Consider the following 20073-nt stretch of genomic DNA (forward strand, 5'->3'; position numbering starts at 1 on the left):
CGCACACGCGTGCAGCCCACAGTTCTAGCCGCACTTCACACCAGTGCTGTGATGCGGGCAGTAGCCGTTGGGCACCTTGTGGAGGTATTGCTGGTGCTCATCCTCAGCCAAGTAGTACTCGCCCGCCTCCGTCTCACTAAGCAGGGTGACGTCGGTAGTCGTGGCGCCGAAGCCGGCGGCGACAAGCTTGGCGGCGTAGGAATCCACCAGCTGCTGGATCTCCGCGCGCTCCTCCTCCGTCTCCGGATAGAAGGCAGAGCGGTACTGGGTTCCCACATCGTTGCCCTGGCGGAAACCCTGAGTCGGATCGTGGGCCTCCAAGGCCTTCACTACGAGGTCGCGCAAGCTTACGCGCTCTGGGTCGTAGGTGATCTGGACGGCTTCTGCGTGGTTAGTCAGTCCGCGGCAGACCTCGTAATAGGTGGGGTTCGGGGTGATTCCACCGGCGTATCCCACGGAGGTGGACTCCACGCCTTCTGTCTCCCAGTACATCTTTTCCGCACCCCAGAAACAACCGATGGCGATGATGAGGGACTTCTGTCCCTCCTTCCACGGGCCAGTGATAGGTGTGCCCAGCACGGCGTGGGGCTGCGGGTTGTCCAGGATGGGCTCCGCCCGGCCGGGGAGGGCTTGCTCCTTGGAAACGAGCTTCGGTTCGGGCTTGTAGAGGAACATGCAGGATTCTCCTTTACGTGTTGTTGCACCACTTATACTCTCCCACGCTGTACGCGAGCCAGGTTTTTGTTCACCGCCTCGGACCGGCGACTAAGCGTGGCGACTAAAAGTATTGTGGCCAAATTCTCAATCTGCCCCTACCATGGGGCCACGAACCCCAAAGAAAGGATTTCAACAATGGCTGTTTACGAACTTCCGGAACTCGACTACGCCTACGACGCACTGGAGCCGCACATCTCCGCTGAGATCATGGAGCTGCACCACTCCAAGCACCACGCTGGCTACGTTGCTGGCGCTAACGCTGCGCTTGAGGCTCTGGAGGAGCAGCGCAACGGCGAGGCTAACGCTGATGCCATCCGCGCGCTGTCCAAGAACCTGGCCTTCAACCTGGGTGGCCACACCAACCACTCCATCTTCTGGAAGAACCTTTCCCCGAACGGTGGCGGCGAGCCGACCGGTGACCTGGCTGAGGCTATTAACCGTGACTTCGGTTCCTTCGAGAAGTTCAAGGCTCACTTCTCCGCTGTTGCTACCGGCCTGCAGGGCTCCGGTTGGGCAGTTCTGGGCTACGACCACATTGCTGGCCGCCTGGTTATTGAGCAGCTCACCGATCAGCAGGGCAACATCTCCGTGAACTTCACCCCGCTGCTCATGCTGGATATGTGGGAGCACGCTTTCTACCTCCAGTACAAGAACGTGAAGGCTGATTACGTCAAGGCAGTCTGGAACGTCTTCAACTGGGAGGACGTTGCTGAGCGTTACGCTGCTGCCACCAAGTAAGCAGCTCACCGGCCTTAGGGCCAGCTAGCGCTACACCGCGCCGATGCCCCTCGGATTTTCTGAGGGCCCGGCGCGGTTTCGCCGTTTTTCAGGTGCCTGCGACTGAGCAATATGGGCCCGTGCCTGACCACAAGGGCCCTAACTGACGGAAATCCTGAGCCCGCCCTGAAGTGCCCCAGGTTTTGTTCCGTCTGAGCAGATGGGAAAATCTGGGGCACTTCAATTGACTTCCTTCACCCCGTTCACTAGGTGTGAGGAAGTTGAAGGTTGGTGCCCGAAGCAATCTTAGATCGCCGAAATTCGGCCTGCGCGATAGCTCGGTAGAAGTTATCATTATTAGCACCACTGCCAATATCTACGAAAAGCATATTTAACATGCAAAAACAACAACACCGCATCGCCGCCATGGTTGTCGCAGACGTTATTGCTTGGCTGGCCCTATAAAAACATGGACAATATCGAGCATCGCATTTCCCAATTAGAACTTAACCAAGGACGGCTCGCAATCCTACTCACCTCAGCCCCCGAAGAGCATAAAGCGTGGGATAAAGCGTGCCTACTCCATGACCTCACCTTCGAACAAGAATACAGGGCTCGACAAGAAATCCTAGATTTCCTCAACTCAGAAGCGACTGATAGTAACGAACTACTATCAAAAGTAAGCCACATCGTAGGACATCCCGCAGTAGCTCGCGACCTCGTAAGCGCATTTAAACAACGTGGCACGGCAGCTCAACGATGGAAAGAAATAGACTCGGAAAACCTACTCTGACCATTCAGCTCACTGACTGAATGTTTCACAGAAAGAGCATCAAGTGTTGAACTAGTACTCAACGTTTGATGCTTTTGTCTTTCTGTTTTCCCATATGAGGGCGGAGGAAGTGAGGGAATCTCCGTCAGTTAGGGCACCTAGGCCACCCGCCACAACTTTCCCTATAGAGATGTAGAAATTAACTGCACCTCCACACAGGGGCTATGGCATAATTCACATCACCTGCACATGCGGTGGCACCTCACTTTGTGCCGTTGCCCCGAGAATCTCTACAGGTGGTTACTGTGAATTCACTCATCCTTGTCTTTATTGGGCTCGCCATGATGCTGGCGGGCTATCTGCTGTACTCCCGCTTCCTAGCATCGAAGGTCTACCAGCTCTCCGATAACTTCACGACGCCTGCACACACCATGGAAGACGGCGTCGATTACGTCCCCACCAATAAATACGTCCTCTGGGGCCACCACTTCACCTCGGTCGCGGGTGCGGCCCCCATCATTGGCCCGGCCGTCGCTGTCATTTGGGGCTGGCTGCCGGCCTTCCTGTGGGTCACCCTCGGCACCGTGTTCTTCGCCGGCATGCATGATTTCGGCGCTCTGTGGGCCTCCCAGCGCCACCGCGGCCAATCCATCGGTACGCTGTCCGGCCGCTACATCGGCGCCCGCGGCCGCGCACTCTTCCTTGTGGTCATCTTCCTGCTGCTGCTCATGGTGAACGCGGCCTTCGCCGTGGTGATTTCCAACCTGCTCATCTCCACCCCGACGGCCGTTATCCCAACCTGGGGCGCCATTCTCGTCGCCCTGCTTATTGGTCAAGCCATTTACCGCCTGAACTGGAATCTGCCGATTGTCTCCGTCGTTGGTGTGGCCGCGCTCTACGCGCTCATGATCATCGGTGACCGTTTCCCGCTGGCCCTTCCGGAGACCGTCATGGGTATCCCGGACCGCGGTGTGTGGATCATCCTGCTCTTCGTCTATGCCTTCATTGCGTCCCTGCTGCCAGTGTGGGTACTGCTTCAGCCACGCGATTACATCAACGGCCTCCAGCTCTTCGTCGGCTTGGCCATCCTCTACGGTTCCTTCCTCATCACCGGCCCCGAGGTCGTTGCCCCAAGCGTCTCGGACCACGTTCCGGGCGATGCACCAAGCATCTTCCCGCTGCTCTTCGTCACCATTGCCTGCGGTGCCATTTCCGGCTTCCATGGAGTTGTGAGCTCCGGTACCTCCTCCAAGCAGCTGGACAAGGAAACGGATGCCCGCTTCGTGGGCTACTTTGGTTCCGTCGGCGAAGGCCTTCTAGCGCTGGGAACTATCGTGGCGACCACCTCCGGATTCAAAACGGTTGCTGATTGGGAAAACGTCTACAACGAATGGAATGCCGGCGGCGTGGACGCTTTTGTCCAGGGTGGTGGCTCGCTCATGAACGAGGGCCTGGGAATCCCCACCTCGCTGTCTGCCACCATCCTGGCCACCATGGCTGTCCTCTTCGCCGCTACCACCATGGACTCCGGCGTGCGCCTGCAGCGCATGGTGGTCTCCGAGGCTGCCGAGCTCATGGGTATCAAGCTCAGCGGCGTGGTCGCCACCATCATCGCCGTAGGCTGCGCGCTGGGCTTGACCTTCTCCACAGGTGCCGATGGTTCCGGCGGCATGCTGATCTGGCCGCTATTCGGCACCACGAACCAGCTCATGGCTGGTCTGACGTTGTCCATCATCGTGGTCATCCTCACCCAACTGCGTCGCCCAACGTGGCCGGTTATCATCCCGCTGGTCCTCGTCACTGTGATGTCCCTGTGGGCAGCGGTCCTGCAGCTCAAGACCCTATTCCAGGCGCAGAACTGGCTACTCTTGGCCATCGATATCGTCATCATCGTCGCCGCCGTGTGGGTCATCGGCGAGGCCATCGCTGCCATCTCCCGCGCGCGCAAGCCGCCGCAGGTGACGTGGAACGATGAGGATGTCGAGCCCCCTCTTCCGGCAGATGCGCGATAAGCTCAGGGCCCTTGGGCGCGGTCTCACCGAGTTCTACTCTGCGCCCTACCGCAGGTCCTTCGCCAAGGCGCAGCAGGAGGAAGATGATCTCTTCATGTTGCTCGTCATGTCGGAAGCCCTCGGTGTACCGAACCCCGCCACCTATTACACCCTGGAGTTGCTGCCGCTCATGTATGAAGATTTCCATGCTTGGCACACGCGCATGGGCATGGAGCGCTCACCGTTGAACGGAATTTCATGCTGCTAACCCCCATCATGTTTTTCGGCGGCAAGGGCGGCGTGGGCAAAACCACGCTGGCTACCGCCACCGCACTACGCCTGGCCCAAGAGGGCAGGGACGTCCTGCTCGTGTCCACCGATCCGGCCCACAATTTGGGCCACATTTGGAACGCCACGCTTTCCGACGTCCCCACCACCCTCCACCCCCACCTCGCCGCCGTGGAGATTGACCCGGCGCGGGCAACGGAGGAGCACCTGCGGGACGTCGGCAAGCAGATGCGTCGATTCATGCCCGAGCGCCTACACCGCGAGGTTGACCGCCACCTGGAGCTCGCCCAGCATTCGCCAGGCACACACGAAGCAGCGATGCTGGAGCGCATCGCGGAACTCATGGAGTGCCGTACGGACTACGACCACATTGTTTTCGATACCGCACCTTCAGGACATACCTCGCGGCTTATGGCGCTCCCGGAGCTGATGGCCGCCTACACCGATGGACTGCTCGCGCGGCGCGAGAAGTCCGATAAATTCGGCGCGGCAGTCCGCGGCATGACCTCAGCGGAGCACTCAGTGTCCGCCAGCTCCATGGACCCGGTGGACCGCCGAAACCAGGAGATTCGCTCCACTTTGCTCAAGCGGCGGCGCCGGTTTGAACACCTGCGCAGCGCACTGACCGATTCCTCCACCACATCTTTCTTCCTCGTCCTCACCGCCGACCGCACCCCGGTGCTGGAGACTGCCGAATTCTTCGAGGACCTCACCGCCAACGGAGTGCACGTGGGCGGCCTCGTGGTCAACCGCCGCACGCCGGACAGCGAGGATAACTTCCTGCAGCAGCGTCGAGCCTCCGAGGATGAGGCACTGGATCTTCTGATGCAGAAGCTCCCCGGTCAGCCGGTCGTGGAAATCCCCTGGCTGCCATATGAGGTCTCTACTCCGGACGCGTTGAGTGCACTGGCGGATTCCTTACCACGAAATCCTTGAAGCGTTCGACGGGCGGGGCCTCATCGCCGATGCGCCATACCAGCCCCAGCTCGCGGTAGGCCGCGGGTTCCAGCGGGATAAGGTTGCTGGTGTGAAGGTACGGGTCATCAAGCGGCAAGAGCGCGGAGCCCAACCCCGCGGCCACCAGGCCCGCGACGGTGGTGAGCTCCATCGATTCGAAGACAAGACGTGGGCTGTAGCCGGCCTTGGCAGCGAGGCCGTCGAGAAGCATGCGTGTTCCATAGCCCGGCAACATGCCGATGAAGGGCTCATCAGCAAAATCTTCGAGGCGTACGTTGTCTCGGCCCGCCGCCCAGTGGCCCTCCGGCACCGCTAGGCCCAGGCGCTGCAGCTTGAGCTGATGCCACCCCACCGCGGTGTCCGTGCCCGGGCGCGGTCCCACGAGTGCGAGATCCGACTCGCCCGCCAGCACGCGCTCCACAAGCACCCGCGCCGACCCCTGGTGCAGGCGAATATCCACGTGCGGATGCTCGGTGCGGTAGGCCTTGAGCAGCTCCGGCACCATCCATGTGCCGAGGGAGTGCATAAAGTCCAGCCGCACCGTGCCGCGCTCCGGATCCATGAGGCGGGCCACGGCATCGCGCGCAGCATTCTCCGCGGTGAGCATACGCCGCGCCTGCGCGACGAAAGCCCGCCCACGCGAGTTGAGTCGCAGGCGCCGCCCGCTGCGCTGGAATAAGCTCGCGCCGAGATCCGCCTCCACTCGCTGCACACGGCGGGTCAACGCGGGTTGGGAGAGCCCGAGGGCGTCGGCAGCCGCGCCGACCATACCGTGATCCGCCACGGCCACGACGCCGCGCACATCCTCCAGATTCATGCACACCTCGCATGATTTACTTGCTTTTGACACATTTTACACATAACCGCGGGCAGGCCATGCTTGATTCATGACGAGAACCCGGCGCGCCACCATCGCCATGCTCTTCGTGGGCCTGGCAATTTTTTCCTGCCTCTACCCCACCCAAGCCATGCTCCCCACACTGGTCGCGGACATGGGCATGTCCTCCACCGAAGCCGCCATGACCATTTCCGCTGCGACCGGCGCGCTCGCCATCTGCGTCATCCCCGTCTCAATCATCTCCGAGCGCATCGGCCGTGGAAAGTTGCTGCTCGTTTCCACCATTGCCGCCACGCTCATCGGCATGCTCGTGCCGCTAGCCCCCACCCCGGAGCTCCTCATCGCCACCCGCGCGCTGCAAGGCGCGGTGATCGCTGGCGCACCCGCCACCGCCATGGCATGGATTTCAGAGGAGCTGGAGTCCGACTATGTCGCCCGCGCCATGGGCCTCTACATCGCCGGCACCACCATTGGCGGTCTCACCGGCCGCCTCATCCCCACCGGCTTGTTGGAGCTGACCTCCTGGCGCTGGGCACTGTTCGGCTCCAGCCTGGTCACCCTCATCCTGGCCATCGTCGCCGCGATTTTGCTGCCCTACCAGCAGAATTTCACACCGAAGGAAATTCACTTCCGCTCGGAGCTCAGCGCCATTTTCCGCCACGGGCGCGATACTCGCCTTATTCCGCTCTTCATCGTGGCCTTCGTAGCTATGGGCACCTTCGTCTCCCTCTATAACTTCCTAGGCTTCCGGCTCATCCACCATTTCCACCTCTCGCCCGGCCTGGCTGGCCTCGTTTTCCTCTTCTATCTCACGGGCACGTGGTCCTCGGCACGAGCGGGCCGGCTAGTCTCGCAGCTGGGCCACGCCAATACCCTTCTGCTCTCCTGTGCGCTCTTCGCGGTGGGCATCGCGCTGTGCGCCGGTCCCCTCATCCCCACCTTGCTCGGAATCATCCTGCTCACCATAGGTTTTTTCGCCGCACACTCCACGGCCTCAGGCTGGGTCGGCCACATCGCTACCCATGACCGCGCGGAGGCCTCCAGCCTCTATGTCTTCTTCTACTACCTGGGAAGTTCCGTGTTGGGCGCACTGTCCGGCCTGCTTTTCGACGCCCTCCCCTGGCCCGGCTTCATCGGTGTCTACGCCGTGCTGGCCCTAGGCATTGCGGGCATGAGTTGGGCTGTGAGAAAAAACGGATAAACTCGGGTTTTATGGATAAGTGGTCGCCCCGCACGTGGCATCGAAAAGCATCCCGCCCGGTCAGCATCTGGATGATGGTCTTTCTCGTCGCCGGCGCGTCTCACATCCTCATCCCCAATTACCGCTGGGTGCTCATCCACCTCTTCACGCTCGGCATCCTGACGAACAGCATCGTCGTGTGGTCCCAGCACCTCACGGAGAAATTCGTGCAGCTGCGACTTCCTGACTCGGCGCGACCACGGCAGCTCGCACGCATCTACCTGCTCAACGCAGGCGTCATCGTGGTTCTTCTAGGCCAGCTGCTCGTGCAAGCCTGGAATAAACACTGGATACTGACTCAGATTGGCGCCACGCTCGTCGGCGCTGCGGTGCTCTGGCACGGCGCAACGCTCTTCGGCCTGTGGCGCCAAGCAGAGTCCAAGCGCTTCCGGCCAGTCGTCGCCGCTTACGTGGCCTCGGCGTTCTTCCTCGCCGTCGGCGCCGTCCTTGGCGCACTGCTGGCTGTCTACCCTGCTCACCCGCGTCTGCTCATCGCGCACGTCACCGCCAATGTGGGTGGCTTCGTGGGCCTAGCCGCGGCGGGATCACTGACCATCTTGTTCCCGTCCATCTGGCGGACCAAGGGCGTGAACCCACGCATGAACTTAAGCTTTGCGCTGTTGAGCCTGGGCGTTATCGCCACCCTCATCGGCTCGGTGTGGAATATCCCTGAGGTTGGCCTCATCATCTACTGCTTAGGCTGGCTAGCAAGCCTGGAAGGCTGGCTGGTCAACGTCCTCACTGTGGCCGAGGAACCACGCGGGCGCGTTACGTTCCCGGCACTTTCTGCACTCTTCGCCGCTTTGTGGCTAGTTGGCGGCCTCACCTACTACACCGCGCAGCACTTCTTCACCGACGAACCGAAGATTCCTATGCTCGCGCTCGTCGTTGGCTTTGCCGCCCAACTCCTTGTTGGTGTGATGAGCTATCTTATGCCCACGACGATGGGCGGCGGTCCCTCCGCGGTCCGGGCTGGCCTGCAGGAATATAACCGCTGGGGGATTGGGCGCTCCGTCTTCATCAATGGCGGTTTGGCGCTGTGGCTGGCCACGTCCAGCTCCCTCACCATGGTCATAGCCTCCCTGCTCAGCCTCGGTTCCATGGCGCTTCTCCCGGTCCTCACCGCCCGCGCGGTCAAGGCGCAAAAGGCTGTGCTCCAGAAGAAGGCCGAGGGCCCTGCCCCCGCGACGGCCACGGATTGGAACCAAGCGTTGATTGCCCTTGGCGTCCTCGTCCTCGTCGGCGCTCTCAGTTTCGTCCTCTAGGCCCTCTACCCCTTCCCCAAGCCCCCAGACCTGCAACCCGAAACGTGCAGGTGGGCGTCGCCAAGCGCGCGTGACACAGGAAACCCCGACCTGGGAGTATGGGGGCCCAGGTCTGGGGAAATGGAACGAGGTGGTTAGGAACCCAACGGCGGGACGCCCGGCGCGCCGGCAGACATCCACTCGCGGACCACAGAGGTGGCGGTGACATCACCGGCGTTGTAGCGCAGGATTTGCTCGCGGGCATACGCGTCACCGGCAAGGGCAGCGCGGCGGGCATTAACGGATTCCTCGCCGTCGAATTCCTCCGGCCACTCAAACCCCGCAACGGGGGCCACGGTCTTGAGGCTGAGGCCAGCCGTGCCCGCGAAACTGCGCTTGACGTGAACAAACATGTCCACCCACTCCTCCGAGGAAATGAACTCCTCCACCTCCTCCAGGACAGGATGCCGGAAGCGCTGCGCGGAGCGGCGCATCCAGTGGTTTTCGCCGTGCGCGGAATAGCAATACGCGGCGAAGGTCTTGCCCTCCGTGTGGGCCTGGGCACGCACGCCCATGAGCCACTCCCAGAATTCCGCGAAGTTCTCTGCCTCGGCACGGCCGCCCAGCGGCTCCCAAGTCACGAACGGGATGTACTCGCCATTGAGGCGCGCGCCCCACAGGTAGGCACCTTGGTCAAGGTAAGCCTCCATATCGACGTCCACCTCCACGTCCGCGCGGGGAACGCTGATTGTACTGCGGCGTAGCAGCGGAATGCCGTCGCGCCAGGCGGCGGCGAGGGCGGAGGGGGTGCCGAGGGAGGCGTCGATAAGCGCCTGCACCGTTGTGATTCCGCGCTCACGATAAGGATTCGCGCGGTCACCCGGAAGGAAAAGTGAGATGTCATCCCGAGCCTCAAGCTCCGGCTGACACAGGTGCCAGAAGCGGCAGGAGGCACACTCCTTGACGCGGCGCGGGCCCTCCGGAAGGGGCTGGGCCAGTGCAGCATCGACGGGATAATGTGCAGTCTCCGCAACAAAAGCCTGGCTGCGATCCTGTCCAATCGTGGCGCCGCGCCCAGAGTTCAAGCCCACCTCCTCGAGGCCACGGGCGGCGAGAGCCAAACGATAACCATCAATGGCATGATGTTTGACCTTGTATTTCGCCGGCAAAGGCTCGCTCAGCCCCAGGCGGTGCGTGGGAACCACGAGAGTTCGACCATTCTCATTCGGCCGGGCCACGCGGTGGTCAGACACGATGACGGGGCTGTAGTTTTCACCATCGCGGACGAGCAGCTCCACGCGAACCATCCACTCGTCGGTGGAAAAGACCGCATTCGTAATGTGGGTATAGCCGTACGCGAGCGCCTCAAGCGTGGCCATGGCCCGCTCAAAATCTGTGCCCTCAAGGTCAATGCGACGAAAGCGCCCGGGCCCTGTGCGCGGAATCAGGGCAAGGGCGGCCTCAATGGCCGCGGCGTGACGCTCGGCCCGAGCCTGGCCCGTTGGGGTGCGCGGGGTATCCGGATGTGCGCGGCGCTGCACGAGGCGATAGCGGCAGCCCACGAGGTCCGTGGCGACGAGCACATCTTTCACACCAGGTGAGCTTAGTAGACCACCTTGCTAAAGTTGTAGCGAGACCCTACCGATGAAAAATAAAGGACGTTTCAATGAGCTTGATCAAGAAGATCCGCAAGGCCCGCCGTGAGGCGCGCGCTGAGGTCAAGGCTGCTAAGACCCGCGCCAAGGCCGAGGTCAAGGCCGCCGACAAGGCCAAGCACCGTCAACAGAAGCTGCTAGCCAAGCAAGAGAAGGCCCTCATCAAGTCCGAGGAAAAGGGCCTGAAGAAGCGCCGCAAGCACGAGTACAAGATGGCCCAAAAGGAACTCGAACGTATTAAAGAAGGCCGATTTAACAAGAACAACGTCAAGCGCTACGCCGGTGCCCTGCGCACCGCTGCTCCGCTGTTGCTGCCGCTTATCTACCGTGGAATTACCGCAGCCCAGCGCGAAATCGAGAATAAGCGCGCACAGAAGGCCGGCGTGTCCGCCGACCAGCTCGCGTCCTTCGCTGGCCACGGCGCGCCGCTCAAGGCACGCACCGCCGGCGTGCGCAACTCCCTCAAGGACGCCAACGTGCCGGCGGGCTTCAAGCGTGACGTCAAGGAGCGCCTCAACGAGCTTGATGCAGCAATTGATAACGCCGAGTACATGACCGAGCAGCAGCGCCAGCGCGCACACCGCTCGATCTCCGGCGAGATTGACTCCATCAACGCCGATATCCAGGCCAAGCTGCGCGCCTAAACTCCAGCGTCCCCTGTAGCCGCGGCCTTCCCTGGGTCGCGGCTTTTCTGCATTTCCGATGCTTTTGGAGCCCGCCACCCTTAACCTTTAAACGTGGATTTTAAATGCAGAACCACAGCATTCAATCAGTATTGCAAACGCCAGCGATCCACCCAGGGAATTCCACACCGTTTTCCCAAACTCCCCTATTACTTTAAGGTTATGAGACCTCGCCAACCCTATTTCTGAGATATAGTCGGTGACGAGGATAACCGGTTTTAAAACCACACCTCAAAAAGTAACTACTATGTAAAAGTGCTCTTCTAACCCAGCGCACAGGGCTGGGACACTACTGAATGGAGAACCATGGCACGCCGTGAAGTAACGCAGTTCTTTGATGACCTTGACAATAGCCCGCTTACTGAGGAAGAACTTACCGTCATCCGTTTCAGCGTTGATGGCAAGGACTACCTCTTGGATGTTTCCCGCGAAAATGCAGACAAGTTTCATGCCGCTTTGGAGCCTTTTGTCAAGGCGGCACGCCACCCAGTAAAGACGGAAACTCGCCGCTACAAGCCGTCTGATGTTCGCGAATGGGCAGCCAAGCACGGCTACGACGTGGCAGAGCGCGGCAAGATTCGCAATGACGTTATTTTGGCCTACCGCGACGCCAACAATCTTTAAAGAACGCCCTGCTCGCGGGCAGCCGCCACAGCAGAAGTGCGCGAGCGCACGCCCAACTTGTCGTAGATGTGGACGAGATGGGATTTCACGGTTGCCTCGGACAGCATGAGCTCCACACCGATCTCGCGGTTCGAGGAACCCGCGGCAACCAGCTTGAGCACCTCAAGCTCGCGCGGGGTGAGGGAGGTGCGCGGGGTGCGCACTCGCGTCATGAGCTTGTCCGCCACCACGGGTGAGAGTGCCGAGTCACCCTCTGCCGCGGAGCGTACCGCTGCGAGGAGCTCGGCGGGTGGCGCGTCCTTGAGCAGGTAGCCCACGGCACCGGATTCAATAGCCCCGAGGATGTCGGCGTCCGTGTCATAGTTCGTCACCACGAGGACCTTGGGCGGGTTATCCATGGAGTAGCGGATGGCGGCGGTGGCTTCCGCGCCACCCATAACGCGGGTACCTTCAATGCCCGCACCAAAGCGCAGGTCCATGAGGAGGACGTCGATACCACCTGCTTGCGCAGCGGAGACCGCGGCTTCAGCCGTGGCGACCTCGCCCACCACCTCGATGTCCTCAGCGCCCTCGAGCACAGAGCGTAAGCCCAGGCGCACGATCTCGTGGTCATCGGCAAGCAAGACCCTAATCACGGGCTTCCTCCTCATTGGTACGGTCCGGTCAAATTCTTAATCTACATCGTTATTTAAGGGCACACTAACTGAGACCGCCGTGCCCGTCCCTGGTGTGGATTCAATCACGACGTCACCGCCAAGCTCCTCCGCGCGGCGGCTCATGGCACTGAGCCCAATATGGCCTAATCCGGCCGGTCTATTCTCCACGGCTTCCACATCGAAGCCCTGCCCGTTATCAACCACGTCCACGCGCACCTCGTCCGGCTCATACGTGACGGTCACCCGGGCCTTAGTCGCGTGAGCATGCTTGACGACGTTCCCCACCGCGCCCTGCGCAATCCGCAACAGCGCCGCCTCCACCTTCATGGGCAGCTGCTGTGGCTCGCCCTCGACGTCCACCATGACCTCCACGTCACCGGTGGCGGCGAAGTTCTCCGCCATGCGGCCCAGCGCTGCCCCAAGGGAAGTCTCCGAGAGAGCCGCCGGCTGGAGAGCAGCGATCATCGCGCGGGCCTCGTGCAGGTTATCCGCGGCGGTGCGACGCGCAAGTTCGATTCGTTCGTGGGCTTTGGGGATGTTTTCTGAGTCCAGGTCACGGTCGGCGGCATGCAGGAGCATTTGGATCGAGGACAGGCCCTGGGCCAGGGTGTCGTGGATTTCATGAGCGATGCGCTGGCGCTCCGCCGTCATGCCCGCTTCACGCTCGGACTCTGCTAGCTGGGAGCGGGTTTCCATAAGCTCACGGTTCATCCTGTTCAGGGCACTGAAGGCATAGGAAATCGCGATGGTGACGAGCGCCGAGACCGCCGGCCCCATGATGCCGCCAAAGGTCAACCCGCCTGGCACCTGCACGAGCACCGCCGCCACCGTGGCCACGAGGACACACACAATGCCGGGGATCATCTCCAGCACGTAGAGGTACACAAAGTACAGGGAGAAGACCAGGTAGATGGCCGCCGGCGCCACCACCATATCCGCCAGCCACAACACCGTGAGGATGGCGAGCCAGCCATAGCGGGCGATGCGCGGCAGTGCCTCTAAGTAGGCCGAGCCACCAAAGTAGACCACGGCGAAGGACACGAGCAGCAGCAGGTTAAGTACGCCCTGCCACAGCGGCAAACGCACGGTGGTGAGGATGGCCACCACCAGAAGCGTTGCGGTCAGGATGTGAATACCGTTGCGCAACGCATCCGAGTCAACCGAACGGTGGTCTAGTGTGGAGGTCATGCGCCACAGCCTACTGCCCCGCCTCGCTGCCTGTCTGATCGGTATCAGCCTTGTCACCACCGGCTGCACAGACGGTGATCGGCCCACGGAAGCGACACCGCCCAGCGCCCCCACTGCGGCGACGGGGGCGACAGGGGCGACGGGAGCAACTACGGACGACGCCACCGATGACGCGCCCGACTCCCCTACAGTCACCGGCGACGGCCTCCCCATCACTGCCTCTGCCGAGGTGACCGACTGGGAAGACTGTCCCTACCTGGACACCCAATGGGTAGCGGATACGAATGGGCAGAGGATGACGCGGTGGGGCGTCGACAAGCGCTTTGGCACCCCTGCCTGCGTGTTCTGGTCTTACCCGGAGGAACCCCAAGCCACCGTCATTGTGCGCGAGATGCCCAGCGTGGACGAGGCGCGCGCCGTCGTTGACGCCGCTGCCCCAATTAATGAAACGGAGCTGGCTGAATTCGACGGTTGGTCCGGTGGGCGCGGCGTGTTTGAGGAGCACTCTGTCTTCGCCGTGCAGAAAGATACCCACGCGGTTCTCGTGTGGTCGAACCAGTTGCAGACACTCAAGCCGCAACTCATCGCGCAGGAGGCCATCTCCCGCTTGGGGCTCTAGCTACACCGCAACGTCGTTGTACGGCATCATCGCCGATACCCACGGAAAAACAACCTCCATGAGCAAGAAAAACACAGCGATAAGCAGAGCTACCGCCAGCACGGCCTTAACGGCAGTGGGGCCGGGCAACAGGTTCCACAGGGCGCGGTACATTAGTTCTCCTCCAGGACGGCGGGGCGGTGGTTGTCATCCGAGCCAGAAGACTTGGGCTCGCGGTCGGTCTCCATGGCGTGGATAATCATGCGCTCCGCGTTGGAGAACTGCGGGTGGCATGTGGTGAGGGTCAGCAAGCCCTCGCTGGCCTCGATCCCAGCTTCCGGCGGTGTTCCGGGGATGGGCTGCAGCACGCTGACATCACCAGGAAGGGTGATGTGGCGGCCTTGAATCTGCTGGTATTCCGGCTTCTCGCGCTGCTCAGGGCGGAGACAATCCGCCGGAGACCCGTCAATGGGCAGCACGCGGTACGTAACCCACTCCGTGAACGTCTCGATGACAATGGCGTCACAGGTGCGAAGATTGCCCAGGTCATTGAACGGCGCGCCTTTCCCCACGCGGTGGCCTGCCACGGCGAAATTCCCCTTCTCACCAGGCATCTGCGTGTCCGGATAGCGCCCTGGCCCACGCAGGAGATCATCCTCGTTGGTGCCCTCCAGCACGGCGAAGGCAAAGTCCGAACCGAACGCTGGGATATAAAGACGCGCGAAGGCTTCACCCAGCTTGGGCGCGTGCCCCTGGCCGCGCGGGTTGCGCCACTCCTCCTGCAGGGTCTCGTTGGCTTCTTCCTGCAGGTGACCGGACTCAATATTGGTCCAATAAGACTCATAAAGCGCAAAGAGCAAGAGCAGCACGCCGACGGTGAGCATAAGCTCACCAATGACGGAGCTCACCGTTGTCTTTCTGCGCGTCGTGGGCTGTGGCATGGTTCCTACACTAGCCCCTGTACCGTATAGGTACCCCACTCAGGACGAAGAGGAGTCCACGATGCTCGAGTTATTCATGTACCCGGTCTCCGGAATCATGAAACTGTGGCACCTGCTTTTTGCTTCCTTCCTGGATGGTTCACTGGCCTGGATCCTCACCATCGTCTTCCTGGTGGTGACGGTGCGCGGAATCATCGCGCCGTTGAACTGGCTCGCTGTGAAACAAGGCCGCATCGGTGCCCTCATGCGGCCTGAGATGACGGAGCTCAACGCCCAGCTCCGCGAGGTCACGGAGGTTGACCAAGCTGTCGAGCTCTACACCCAGCAGCGCGAACTCAAGGAACGCTTCCGCCACAATCCCATGTTGGGGTGCTTCCCGTCCTTCATTATCGTCCCTGCTTTTATCGGCCTCTACCAGGTTGTCCTCCGGGTATCCGGCTCCGCCAACGAGCCGGTGGGGATGCTGACGCTTGACAACGTCTCCTCCTTCCGCGCCTCCACCATCTTCGGCGTGCCCCTCACGGATTTCGCCCGTGAGCATCACGACCTTGTGCTGCCGATGCTCATCGCCGCGCTTACTTTTACCTCTCTGAATACGCTCATCACGCTGTACCGCGGTTACCTCACCACGCTCTTCGATGAGAAGATCCCGCGCCGTTTGCTCTGGCTGATGGCGATCATGGTGGTCATCATCCCGTGGATGCTGTGGACCGTAGCCTGGCACGGCCCGATTCCCGTGACCATCATCTTTTACTGGGGCTGCTCCTACCTCTTCACGCTGCTCCAGACTCTGGTTTACGAGGCGATCCTACGCAAGCGCTACCCGCTTCCCGAGGCCGTGCATGAGCAGCGACGAGAAAGCATTAAGCGGTGGCGCACAAAGGAAAAGAAGAGGAAGAAGAAAGCTGCAAAGGAGCGCTTTAAGGCGAACCCCGAGCAGAAGGAAGCATCCGCGGCGGCCCGAAAACGCCATGCCAAAATCCTGGCTGAGGCCAAGAAGATTGTTAAATCGAATAATCGGCAGGAGGGGCCGACAGCAGCTGAATAGCCAGCTGCTTCGCAGTTACCAGCGGAGCCGACTCACGAGTGAGCCGTGCGCCGGCAAGCCCTCCGTCAAGGAAGATGAGGAGCTGACTGGCCTGGTCTTCTGAGGGGTAACCATTCTTGGCGTTGAGCAGTGCCGTAATGGTGGAGTGCATCCACGAACGGTGTTCCACACACGCGGCAACAATGCCGCGTTCCGCATCGGTTTCCGGACGCGGATATTCTCCCGCAGCGTTGAGGAAGTGCGAGCCGCGGTATTCAATCGTGGGCTGTTCCTCAATGGCTTTGTCAAAGAAGGCGAGGATTTTGCTCTCCGCATCCGTGACTTCCTCGGTGCGCTGGTGCCAGTCCGCGCGGTACTGCTCATCAAGCGCCTCAACGTACGCAATGACGAGGGCGTCCTTGGAGCCGAAAAGGGAGTACAACGATGCCTTGGCCACGTCAGCCTCGCGCAGAATGCGGTCGATTCCAATGACACGGATTCCTTCAGTGGTAAAGAGCCGCGTGGCGGAATCAAGTAGTCGGCTGCGCGGGCTCGGGCGATTGCGGCGCGACTTCTTTTCGGCCATTTTTTCTCCTCACATGACAAAACCGGTTCATCTACACAATATAGACAAACCGGTATGTATGTGAAATTTTATTTCTTGCGGCCCGTAATCGCTCCGACGATCCACAGCAGGATACAGGCACCGACTGTGGCGGTGATAATCATGAGGAACCAGCTATCGCTCACATCCTTGTTGAAGAGGGCCAGCAGTCCACCACCAATAAGACCGCCGATAACACCGACGATGAGGTTGGTGAACAGTCCCTGATCGCGCTTCATGATCTTCTCTGCGAGCCAGCCGGCGATGATACCAACGATGATTGAGCCAAAGAATCCGAGACCAAGTCCCATGGTGTACACAACTCCTTTTCGATGATTTGTTGTTTCCATCAACCATGGTACGTCCGAAAACCACAGAACGACCCGGCCACATCATATTCACAGCATGATGCGGCCGAATCGTTATTGCGGAGTTATAGGAGGGTTACTCGGAGTCCGGGCGGACCACCATCATTGGGCACGGCGCAGACTGCAGCAGCGCGCGAGAGGTGGAGCCCAAGAGCATGCCCTTGAAACCGCCACGGCCGTGGGAACCGACGACCAATAGCTGGGCCCCCTCGGAAGCATCCGTTAGTGCGCGAACCGGACGGTCACGCGCGATGAGCTTCTTAACCGACACATTCGGGTATTCCTTCTGGTGCTCAGCCAAACGCTCAGTAAGCAGGTCTGCCTGCTCGCGCTCGACCTCTGCCCACTCGGCCTGGGCGGCGGAAAGTCCAGCCAGGGAAGCCTGCACCTGCATATCCATCCAGGTGTGTACCGCGATGAGCTCAGCGCCGCGAGCATCAGCCTCCTTGAAGGCGTAGTCCGTGGCCTTCTGGGAAACCTCAGAACCGTCAACGCCCACGACGACAGGGCCGTACTTGGTGGACTCGGTGACCTGGTTATCCTCACGGACAACCACAACTGGGCACGAAGCGTGGGAGACCACAGAAGCCGAAACGGAACCCATGACCATGCCGGACAGGCCGCCCATACCGCGGGAGCCCATGACAATCATGGTGACGTCCTTGGACATCTCCAGCAGCATGTCAATGGGGGAACCCTCAGCCACGGTGTGGGCAATCTTCAACTCCGGCGACACCCTGTGGGCCTCAGCGCGGGCCTCCTCGATCTTTTCCAGGGTTTCTGCCTGCAAATCGTCGAAAAGCTCCTTCGGAGGGACCATGCCCTCGGCGTAGAGGAACTGCGGCATCGTGTAGCTCGATGCGATGCGAAGCGGGATTCCACGCTTCGTTGCAGTATTAGCAGCCCAACGGACGGCGTTCTTCGACGCTTCCGAACCATCGACGGCTACGACGACAATGTCTTCCTTGGCCATGACCTTTTCCTTTCGACGTGCTTACATCTCCAGTCTAATACCTATTGACCGGCCTGTGGGGCGGTCGCAGCATCCGCATTGGCGGGGAAGAGAATGTTGTAGAGAGCCACAGCAATGTCACGAATGACGGCACCGATACCATTAGAGAAGAAATCAATGGCGGGTGCGAGAATCGAGTTAAAATCCATGGGAAAAAGAATAGTCCATAAAAGGCGTGGCGCAACCCCACTTCCCATCCGCGATGGACTAAACCCCACCCAAGCCCGTGTTCCGGAGGGCCCGATTTCCGCGTGGGATTTCGTCCGCAGTCTCATCACCTCGCAGCGCCACCGTCATCCCGACGATAACGACCAAGCCTTACAGGCCCGCTTCAACGCAAACGAGGTTGTGACTCAAAACGGAACGACCCTTAACCCTGACAGCATCCTCGACACTAATGCCGTGGTGTACTTCTACCGCATCCCTGCGCCGGAGGTCCCGGTTCCCTATGACATCCCCATTCTCTTTGAGGACGAGCACCTCCTCGTCGTCGACAAACCGCCCTTCATGGCCACCATGCCCCGGGCCCGGCACATCACAGAGACTGCGACCGTGCGCCTGCGCCGACAGACCGGCAATAACGAGCTCTCCCCCACGCACCGCCTCGATCGCCTCACCTCAGGGATCCTCGTCTTCACCAAGGACCGCGCCGTTCGGGGCGCCTACCAGACATTGTTTGCCGAGCGCCGCGTCACCAAGACTTACGAAGCCATCGCCCCGCTTGCCGACGTCTCCCCCGGCACCCTCTGGCGCTCCCGCATGGAGAAGACCCCCGGCGAACTCCAAGGGCGCATCGTCGACGGTGAAGTCAACGCCATCACCGAAGTAGCCGGCGTTGCTCCCGTGGACAAGGCCCCCTACGAAGCCATCCACGGTTCACTACCCGAGCTAGCGAAGTACACCCTCAAACCCCACACGGGCAAGACACATCAACTGAGACTTCACATGCTTCAAGCAGCCATCCCCATTATTGGTGACCCCATATACCCGGTCATTTTCCCTGCAGAGGCCGAGGACATGCGGATTCCCATGCATTTAACAGCCACAGAAATCTTTTTCGCAGATCCCCTAAACGGCACTACCCGCCACTTTAAATCTCAATTACCGTTGCACACCCACAAATTGCTAGGCCAATAGTATTACGGCGCTCAGTACTATCGCTCAGAATCGACACTCAGGCGCACGATTCAAATCCACAATATGGACGCAACCGTGCTAGGAGTAGAAGCACCGCCCGCCGGGACGGCAAAACCTAGCTTTGTTATGTCCATAGGGTTTTCGGACACGGAGTCCGGTGTTTTTTGGACACGGAATCTATGGTGTTTGTGGGCACTTCCCTTCTAGCGGTTTATGGTCAGTTGCCTGCGTTTGGGGCGGGGTTTGGATAGTTTCGGGTTCATCCGCGGTGGTTGGCGGTGTTTCATTCCTTCAACGAGGTTGATGTTGATCTGACCGCCTGGTGGCCTGTGGCTCAACGGGGCACCAGGCTCATCGACTCATCCAAGCTAAACAAGACACCTTCAATGCACTCCAAACAACCATTCACGCATTAGAAAACACTCAAAATAAACAACTCACCACCACCCAAGAAATCCCCCACTCCGAGCCCGAAATCAAGCCCACGAACCCCCAACAGAAAGGCACAGCCCCCCCTACAACGCCTCACTCGGTGGCTGAGTAAGAGAAACTAAGAACGGTTATGGCGTGTTCAACACCTTGGGGAAGGTGTTTGGCTCTAGACGAGTGCAACTATCGTATCTGCGATACAGTCAGAGTGAGTTCAATAAGCAAGGAGGAAATATGCGTAAGGTTCTCTCTTTCACTGTCCCATGGGGTTGCCCGCAAATCGTGGACACGTAGTGGAGCTACCTAGTGGTTAGGCAGCTATTTCTTTTCTACTGGTGGTTAGACCAATGTGGTTTTCGAAGTCGACGGGGCTGACCATCCCGAGTG

Annotated in this window: 22 protein-coding genes; 11 read left to right on the plus strand and 11 right to left on the minus strand. The window is 60.4% G+C overall.

Going from position 1 to position 20073, the window contains the following annotated elements; all coding sequences use genetic code 11:
• Positions 1–24: 24 nt before the first annotated feature.
• On the minus strand, positions 25–675 hold the full coding sequence (msrA, locus tag M5J09_RS04920; protein WP_042532715.1) for a peptide-methionine (S)-S-oxide reductase MsrA: 651 nt from the start codon (positions 673–675) through the stop codon (positions 25–27).
• 177 nt (positions 676–852) lie between these two features.
• Between msrA and M5J09_RS04925 the strand changes: the two genes are divergently transcribed.
• The 4 genes from M5J09_RS04925 to M5J09_RS04940 all read left to right on the plus strand — a co-directional run bounded on the left by M5J09_RS04925 (position 853) and on the right by M5J09_RS04940 (position 5421).
• Positions 853–1455: a superoxide dismutase gene (locus M5J09_RS04925; protein ID WP_039672633.1), complete on the plus strand. Its 603-nt coding sequence runs from the start codon at positions 853–855 to the stop codon at positions 1453–1455.
• A 1056-nt stretch (positions 1456–2511) separates the two neighbouring features.
• Positions 2512–4218, plus strand: coding sequence for a carbon starvation protein A (locus M5J09_RS04930; protein WP_257157165.1), 1707 nt, complete (start codon positions 2512–2514; stop codon positions 4216–4218).
• Positions 4208–4465 (plus strand): cory-CC-star protein, encoded by a 258-nt coding sequence (locus M5J09_RS04935; RefSeq protein ID WP_257157178.1) that lies wholly within the window; start codon positions 4208–4210, stop codon positions 4463–4465. The genes M5J09_RS04930 and M5J09_RS04935 overlap by 11 nt, the downstream gene beginning before the upstream one ends.
• Complete coding sequence (locus M5J09_RS04940) at positions 4456–5421, plus strand: ArsA family ATPase (RefSeq protein WP_257157166.1); 966 nt, start codon at positions 4456–4458, stop codon at positions 5419–5421. Before M5J09_RS04935 ends, M5J09_RS04940 begins: the two co-directional genes overlap by 10 nt.
• On the opposite strand, the gene M5J09_RS04945 is transcribed toward M5J09_RS04940, so the two are convergent.
• Positions 5369–6259, minus strand: coding sequence for a LysR family transcriptional regulator (locus tag M5J09_RS04945; protein WP_257157167.1), 891 nt, complete (start codon positions 6257–6259; stop codon positions 5369–5371). The two genes, M5J09_RS04940 and M5J09_RS04945, sit on opposite strands and share 53 nt — an antisense overlap.
• A gap of 70 nt (positions 6260–6329) precedes the next feature.
• On the opposite strand from M5J09_RS04945, the gene M5J09_RS04950 reads away from it, so the two are divergent.
• Both M5J09_RS04950 and M5J09_RS04955 read left to right on the plus strand, forming a co-directional pair.
• Positions 6330–7481: an MFS transporter gene (locus M5J09_RS04950; protein WP_257157168.1), complete on the plus strand. Its 1152-nt coding sequence runs from the start codon at positions 6330–6332 to the stop codon at positions 7479–7481.
• 11 nt (positions 7482–7492) lie between these two features.
• Positions 7493–8785 (plus strand): copper oxidase, encoded by a 1293-nt coding sequence (locus tag M5J09_RS04955; RefSeq protein WP_257157169.1) that lies wholly within the window; start codon positions 7493–7495, stop codon positions 8783–8785.
• Between the two features lie 134 nt (positions 8786–8919).
• Here M5J09_RS04955 and M5J09_RS04960 read toward each other — a convergent pair whose 3' ends face one another.
• Positions 8920–10356, minus strand: coding sequence for a TM0106 family RecB-like putative nuclease (locus M5J09_RS04960; protein ID WP_257157170.1), 1437 nt, complete (start codon positions 10354–10356; stop codon positions 8920–8922).
• A 74-nt stretch (positions 10357–10430) separates the two neighbouring features.
• On the opposite strand from M5J09_RS04960, the gene M5J09_RS04965 reads away from it, so the two are divergent.
• Positions 10431–11063: a DUF6474 family protein gene (locus M5J09_RS04965; RefSeq protein WP_042532731.1), complete on the plus strand. Its 633-nt coding sequence runs from the start codon at positions 10431–10433 to the stop codon at positions 11061–11063.
• Between the two features lie 345 nt (positions 11064–11408).
• The gene (locus M5J09_RS04970) at positions 11409–11726 is read left to right on the plus strand and encodes an Lsr2 family protein (RefSeq protein WP_042532733.1); all 318 of its coding nucleotides are present in this window, start codon (positions 11409–11411) and stop codon (positions 11724–11726) included.
• On the opposite strand, the gene M5J09_RS04975 is transcribed toward M5J09_RS04970, so the two are convergent.
• A complete protein-coding gene (locus tag M5J09_RS04975; RefSeq protein WP_042532736.1) occupies positions 11723–12361 on the minus strand; it encodes a response regulator transcription factor in 639 nt (212 codons plus the stop codon). The genes M5J09_RS04970 and M5J09_RS04975 overlap by 4 nt on opposite strands.
• Before the next feature lie 36 nt (positions 12362–12397).
• On the minus strand, positions 12398–13570 hold the full coding sequence (locus M5J09_RS04980) for a sensor histidine kinase (protein ID WP_257157171.1): 1173 nt from the start codon (positions 13568–13570) through the stop codon (positions 12398–12400).
• Between M5J09_RS04980 and M5J09_RS04985 the strand changes: the two genes are divergently transcribed.
• Complete coding sequence (locus M5J09_RS04985; RefSeq protein WP_257157172.1) at positions 13569–14189, plus strand: DUF2020 domain-containing protein; 621 nt, start codon at positions 13569–13571, stop codon at positions 14187–14189. The two genes, M5J09_RS04980 and M5J09_RS04985, sit on opposite strands and share 2 nt — an antisense overlap.
• Here M5J09_RS04985 and M5J09_RS04990 read toward each other — a convergent pair whose 3' ends face one another.
• Together M5J09_RS04990 and M5J09_RS04995 are read right to left on the minus strand one after the other, a co-directional pair.
• Positions 14190–14342: a hypothetical protein gene (locus M5J09_RS04990; protein ID WP_042532743.1), complete on the minus strand. Its 153-nt coding sequence runs from the start codon at positions 14340–14342 to the stop codon at positions 14190–14192.
• Positions 14342–15109 carry a class E sortase gene (locus tag M5J09_RS04995; protein WP_070538095.1) on the minus strand — a complete coding sequence of 256 codons (768 nt, stop codon included), beginning with the start codon at positions 15107–15109 and terminating at the stop codon, positions 14342–14344. The genes M5J09_RS04990 and M5J09_RS04995 overlap by 1 nt, the downstream gene beginning before the upstream one ends.
• 61 nt (positions 15110–15170) lie before the next feature.
• Between M5J09_RS04995 and yidC the strand changes: the two genes are divergently transcribed.
• Positions 15171–16157: a membrane protein insertase YidC gene (yidC, locus tag M5J09_RS05000; protein ID WP_144792377.1), complete on the plus strand. Its 987-nt coding sequence runs from the start codon at positions 15171–15173 to the stop codon at positions 16155–16157.
• Here the strand turns inward: yidC and M5J09_RS05005 are convergent.
• The 4 genes from M5J09_RS05005 to M5J09_RS05020 all read right to left on the minus strand — a co-directional run bounded on the left by M5J09_RS05005 (position 16114) and on the right by M5J09_RS05020 (position 18269).
• Positions 16114–16722 carry a TetR/AcrR family transcriptional regulator gene (locus tag M5J09_RS05005; RefSeq protein WP_257157173.1) on the minus strand — a complete coding sequence of 203 codons (609 nt, stop codon included), beginning with the start codon at positions 16720–16722 and terminating at the stop codon, positions 16114–16116. The two genes, yidC and M5J09_RS05005, sit on opposite strands and share 44 nt — an antisense overlap.
• Positions 16723–16790: 68 nt before the next feature.
• Entirely contained in the window at positions 16791–17051 is a 261-nt protein-coding gene (locus tag M5J09_RS05010; protein ID WP_042532750.1) for a GlsB/YeaQ/YmgE family stress response membrane protein, read from the minus strand.
• Positions 17052–17184: 133 nt separating this feature from the next.
• Positions 17185–18081, minus strand: coding sequence for a universal stress protein (locus M5J09_RS05015; protein ID WP_042532752.1), 897 nt, complete (start codon positions 18079–18081; stop codon positions 17185–17187).
• Positions 18082–18122: 41 nt separating this feature from the next.
• Positions 18123–18269, minus strand: coding sequence for a hypothetical protein (locus tag M5J09_RS05020; protein WP_168162211.1), 147 nt, complete (start codon positions 18267–18269; stop codon positions 18123–18125).
• Between M5J09_RS05020 and M5J09_RS05025 the strand changes: the two genes are divergently transcribed.
• A complete protein-coding gene (locus M5J09_RS05025; protein ID WP_257157174.1) occupies positions 18205–19257 on the plus strand; it encodes a pseudouridine synthase in 1053 nt (350 codons plus the stop codon). The two genes, M5J09_RS05020 and M5J09_RS05025, sit on opposite strands and share 65 nt — an antisense overlap.
• Positions 19258–20073: the final 816 nt, after the last annotated feature.

This window comes from Corynebacterium sp. BF-R-2 (genome assembly GCF_024586525.1).
GTDB classification, from domain to species: Bacteria; Actinomycetota; Actinomycetes; order Mycobacteriales; family Mycobacteriaceae; genus Corynebacterium; species Corynebacterium singulare.

Excerpts from the sequence above, each read along its gene's own strand:
- msrA (WP_042532715.1), bottom strand. The coding sequence starts at position 675 with ATGTTCCTCTACAAGCCCGAACCGAAGCTCGTTTCCAAGGAGCAAGCC.
- M5J09_RS04925 (WP_039672633.1), top strand. The coding sequence starts at position 853 with ATGGCTGTTTACGAACTTCCGGAACTCGACTACGCCTACGACGCACTG.
- M5J09_RS04935 (WP_257157178.1), top strand. The coding sequence starts at position 4,208 with ATGCGCGATAAGCTCAGGGCCCTTGGGCGCGGTCTCACCGAGTTCTAC.
- M5J09_RS04940 (WP_257157166.1), top strand. The coding sequence starts at position 4,456 with ATGCTGCTAACCCCCATCATGTTTTTCGGCGGCAAGGGCGGCGTGGGC.
- M5J09_RS04945 (WP_257157167.1), bottom strand. The coding sequence starts at position 6,259 with ATGAATCTGGAGGATGTGCGCGGCGTCGTGGCCGTGGCGGATCACGGT.
- M5J09_RS04950 (WP_257157168.1), top strand. The coding sequence starts at position 6,330 with ATGACGAGAACCCGGCGCGCCACCATCGCCATGCTCTTCGTGGGCCTG.
- M5J09_RS04955 (WP_257157169.1), top strand. The coding sequence starts at position 7,493 with ATGGATAAGTGGTCGCCCCGCACGTGGCATCGAAAAGCATCCCGCCCG.
- M5J09_RS04965 (WP_042532731.1), top strand. The coding sequence starts at position 10,431 with ATGAGCTTGATCAAGAAGATCCGCAAGGCCCGCCGTGAGGCGCGCGCT.
- M5J09_RS04970 (WP_042532733.1), top strand. The coding sequence starts at position 11,409 with ATGGCACGCCGTGAAGTAACGCAGTTCTTTGATGACCTTGACAATAGC.
- M5J09_RS04985 (WP_257157172.1), top strand. The coding sequence starts at position 13,569 with ATGCGCCACAGCCTACTGCCCCGCCTCGCTGCCTGTCTGATCGGTATC.
- M5J09_RS04980 (WP_257157171.1), bottom strand. The coding sequence starts at position 13,570 with ATGACCTCCACACTAGACCACCGTTCGGTTGACTCGGATGCGTTGCGC.
- M5J09_RS04990 (WP_042532743.1), bottom strand. The coding sequence starts at position 14,342 with ATGTACCGCGCCCTGTGGAACCTGTTGCCCGGCCCCACTGCCGTTAAG.
- M5J09_RS04995 (WP_070538095.1), bottom strand. The coding sequence starts at position 15,109 with ATGCCACAGCCCACGACGCGCAGAAAGACAACGGTGAGCTCCGTCATT.
- yidC (WP_144792377.1), top strand. The coding sequence starts at position 15,171 with ATGCTCGAGTTATTCATGTACCCGGTCTCCGGAATCATGAAACTGTGG.
- M5J09_RS05005 (WP_257157173.1), bottom strand. The coding sequence starts at position 16,722 with ATGGCCGAAAAGAAGTCGCGCCGCAATCGCCCGAGCCCGCGCAGCCGA.
- M5J09_RS05010 (WP_042532750.1), bottom strand. The coding sequence starts at position 17,051 with ATGGGACTTGGTCTCGGATTCTTTGGCTCAATCATCGTTGGTATCATC.
- M5J09_RS05015 (WP_042532752.1), bottom strand. The coding sequence starts at position 18,081 with ATGGCCAAGGAAGACATTGTCGTCGTAGCCGTCGATGGTTCGGAAGCG.
- M5J09_RS05025 (WP_257157174.1), top strand. The coding sequence starts at position 18,205 with ATGACGGCACCGATACCATTAGAGAAGAAATCAATGGCGGGTGCGAGA.
- M5J09_RS05020 (WP_168162211.1), bottom strand. The coding sequence starts at position 18,269 with ATGGATTTTAACTCGATTCTCGCACCCGCCATTGATTTCTTCTCTAAT.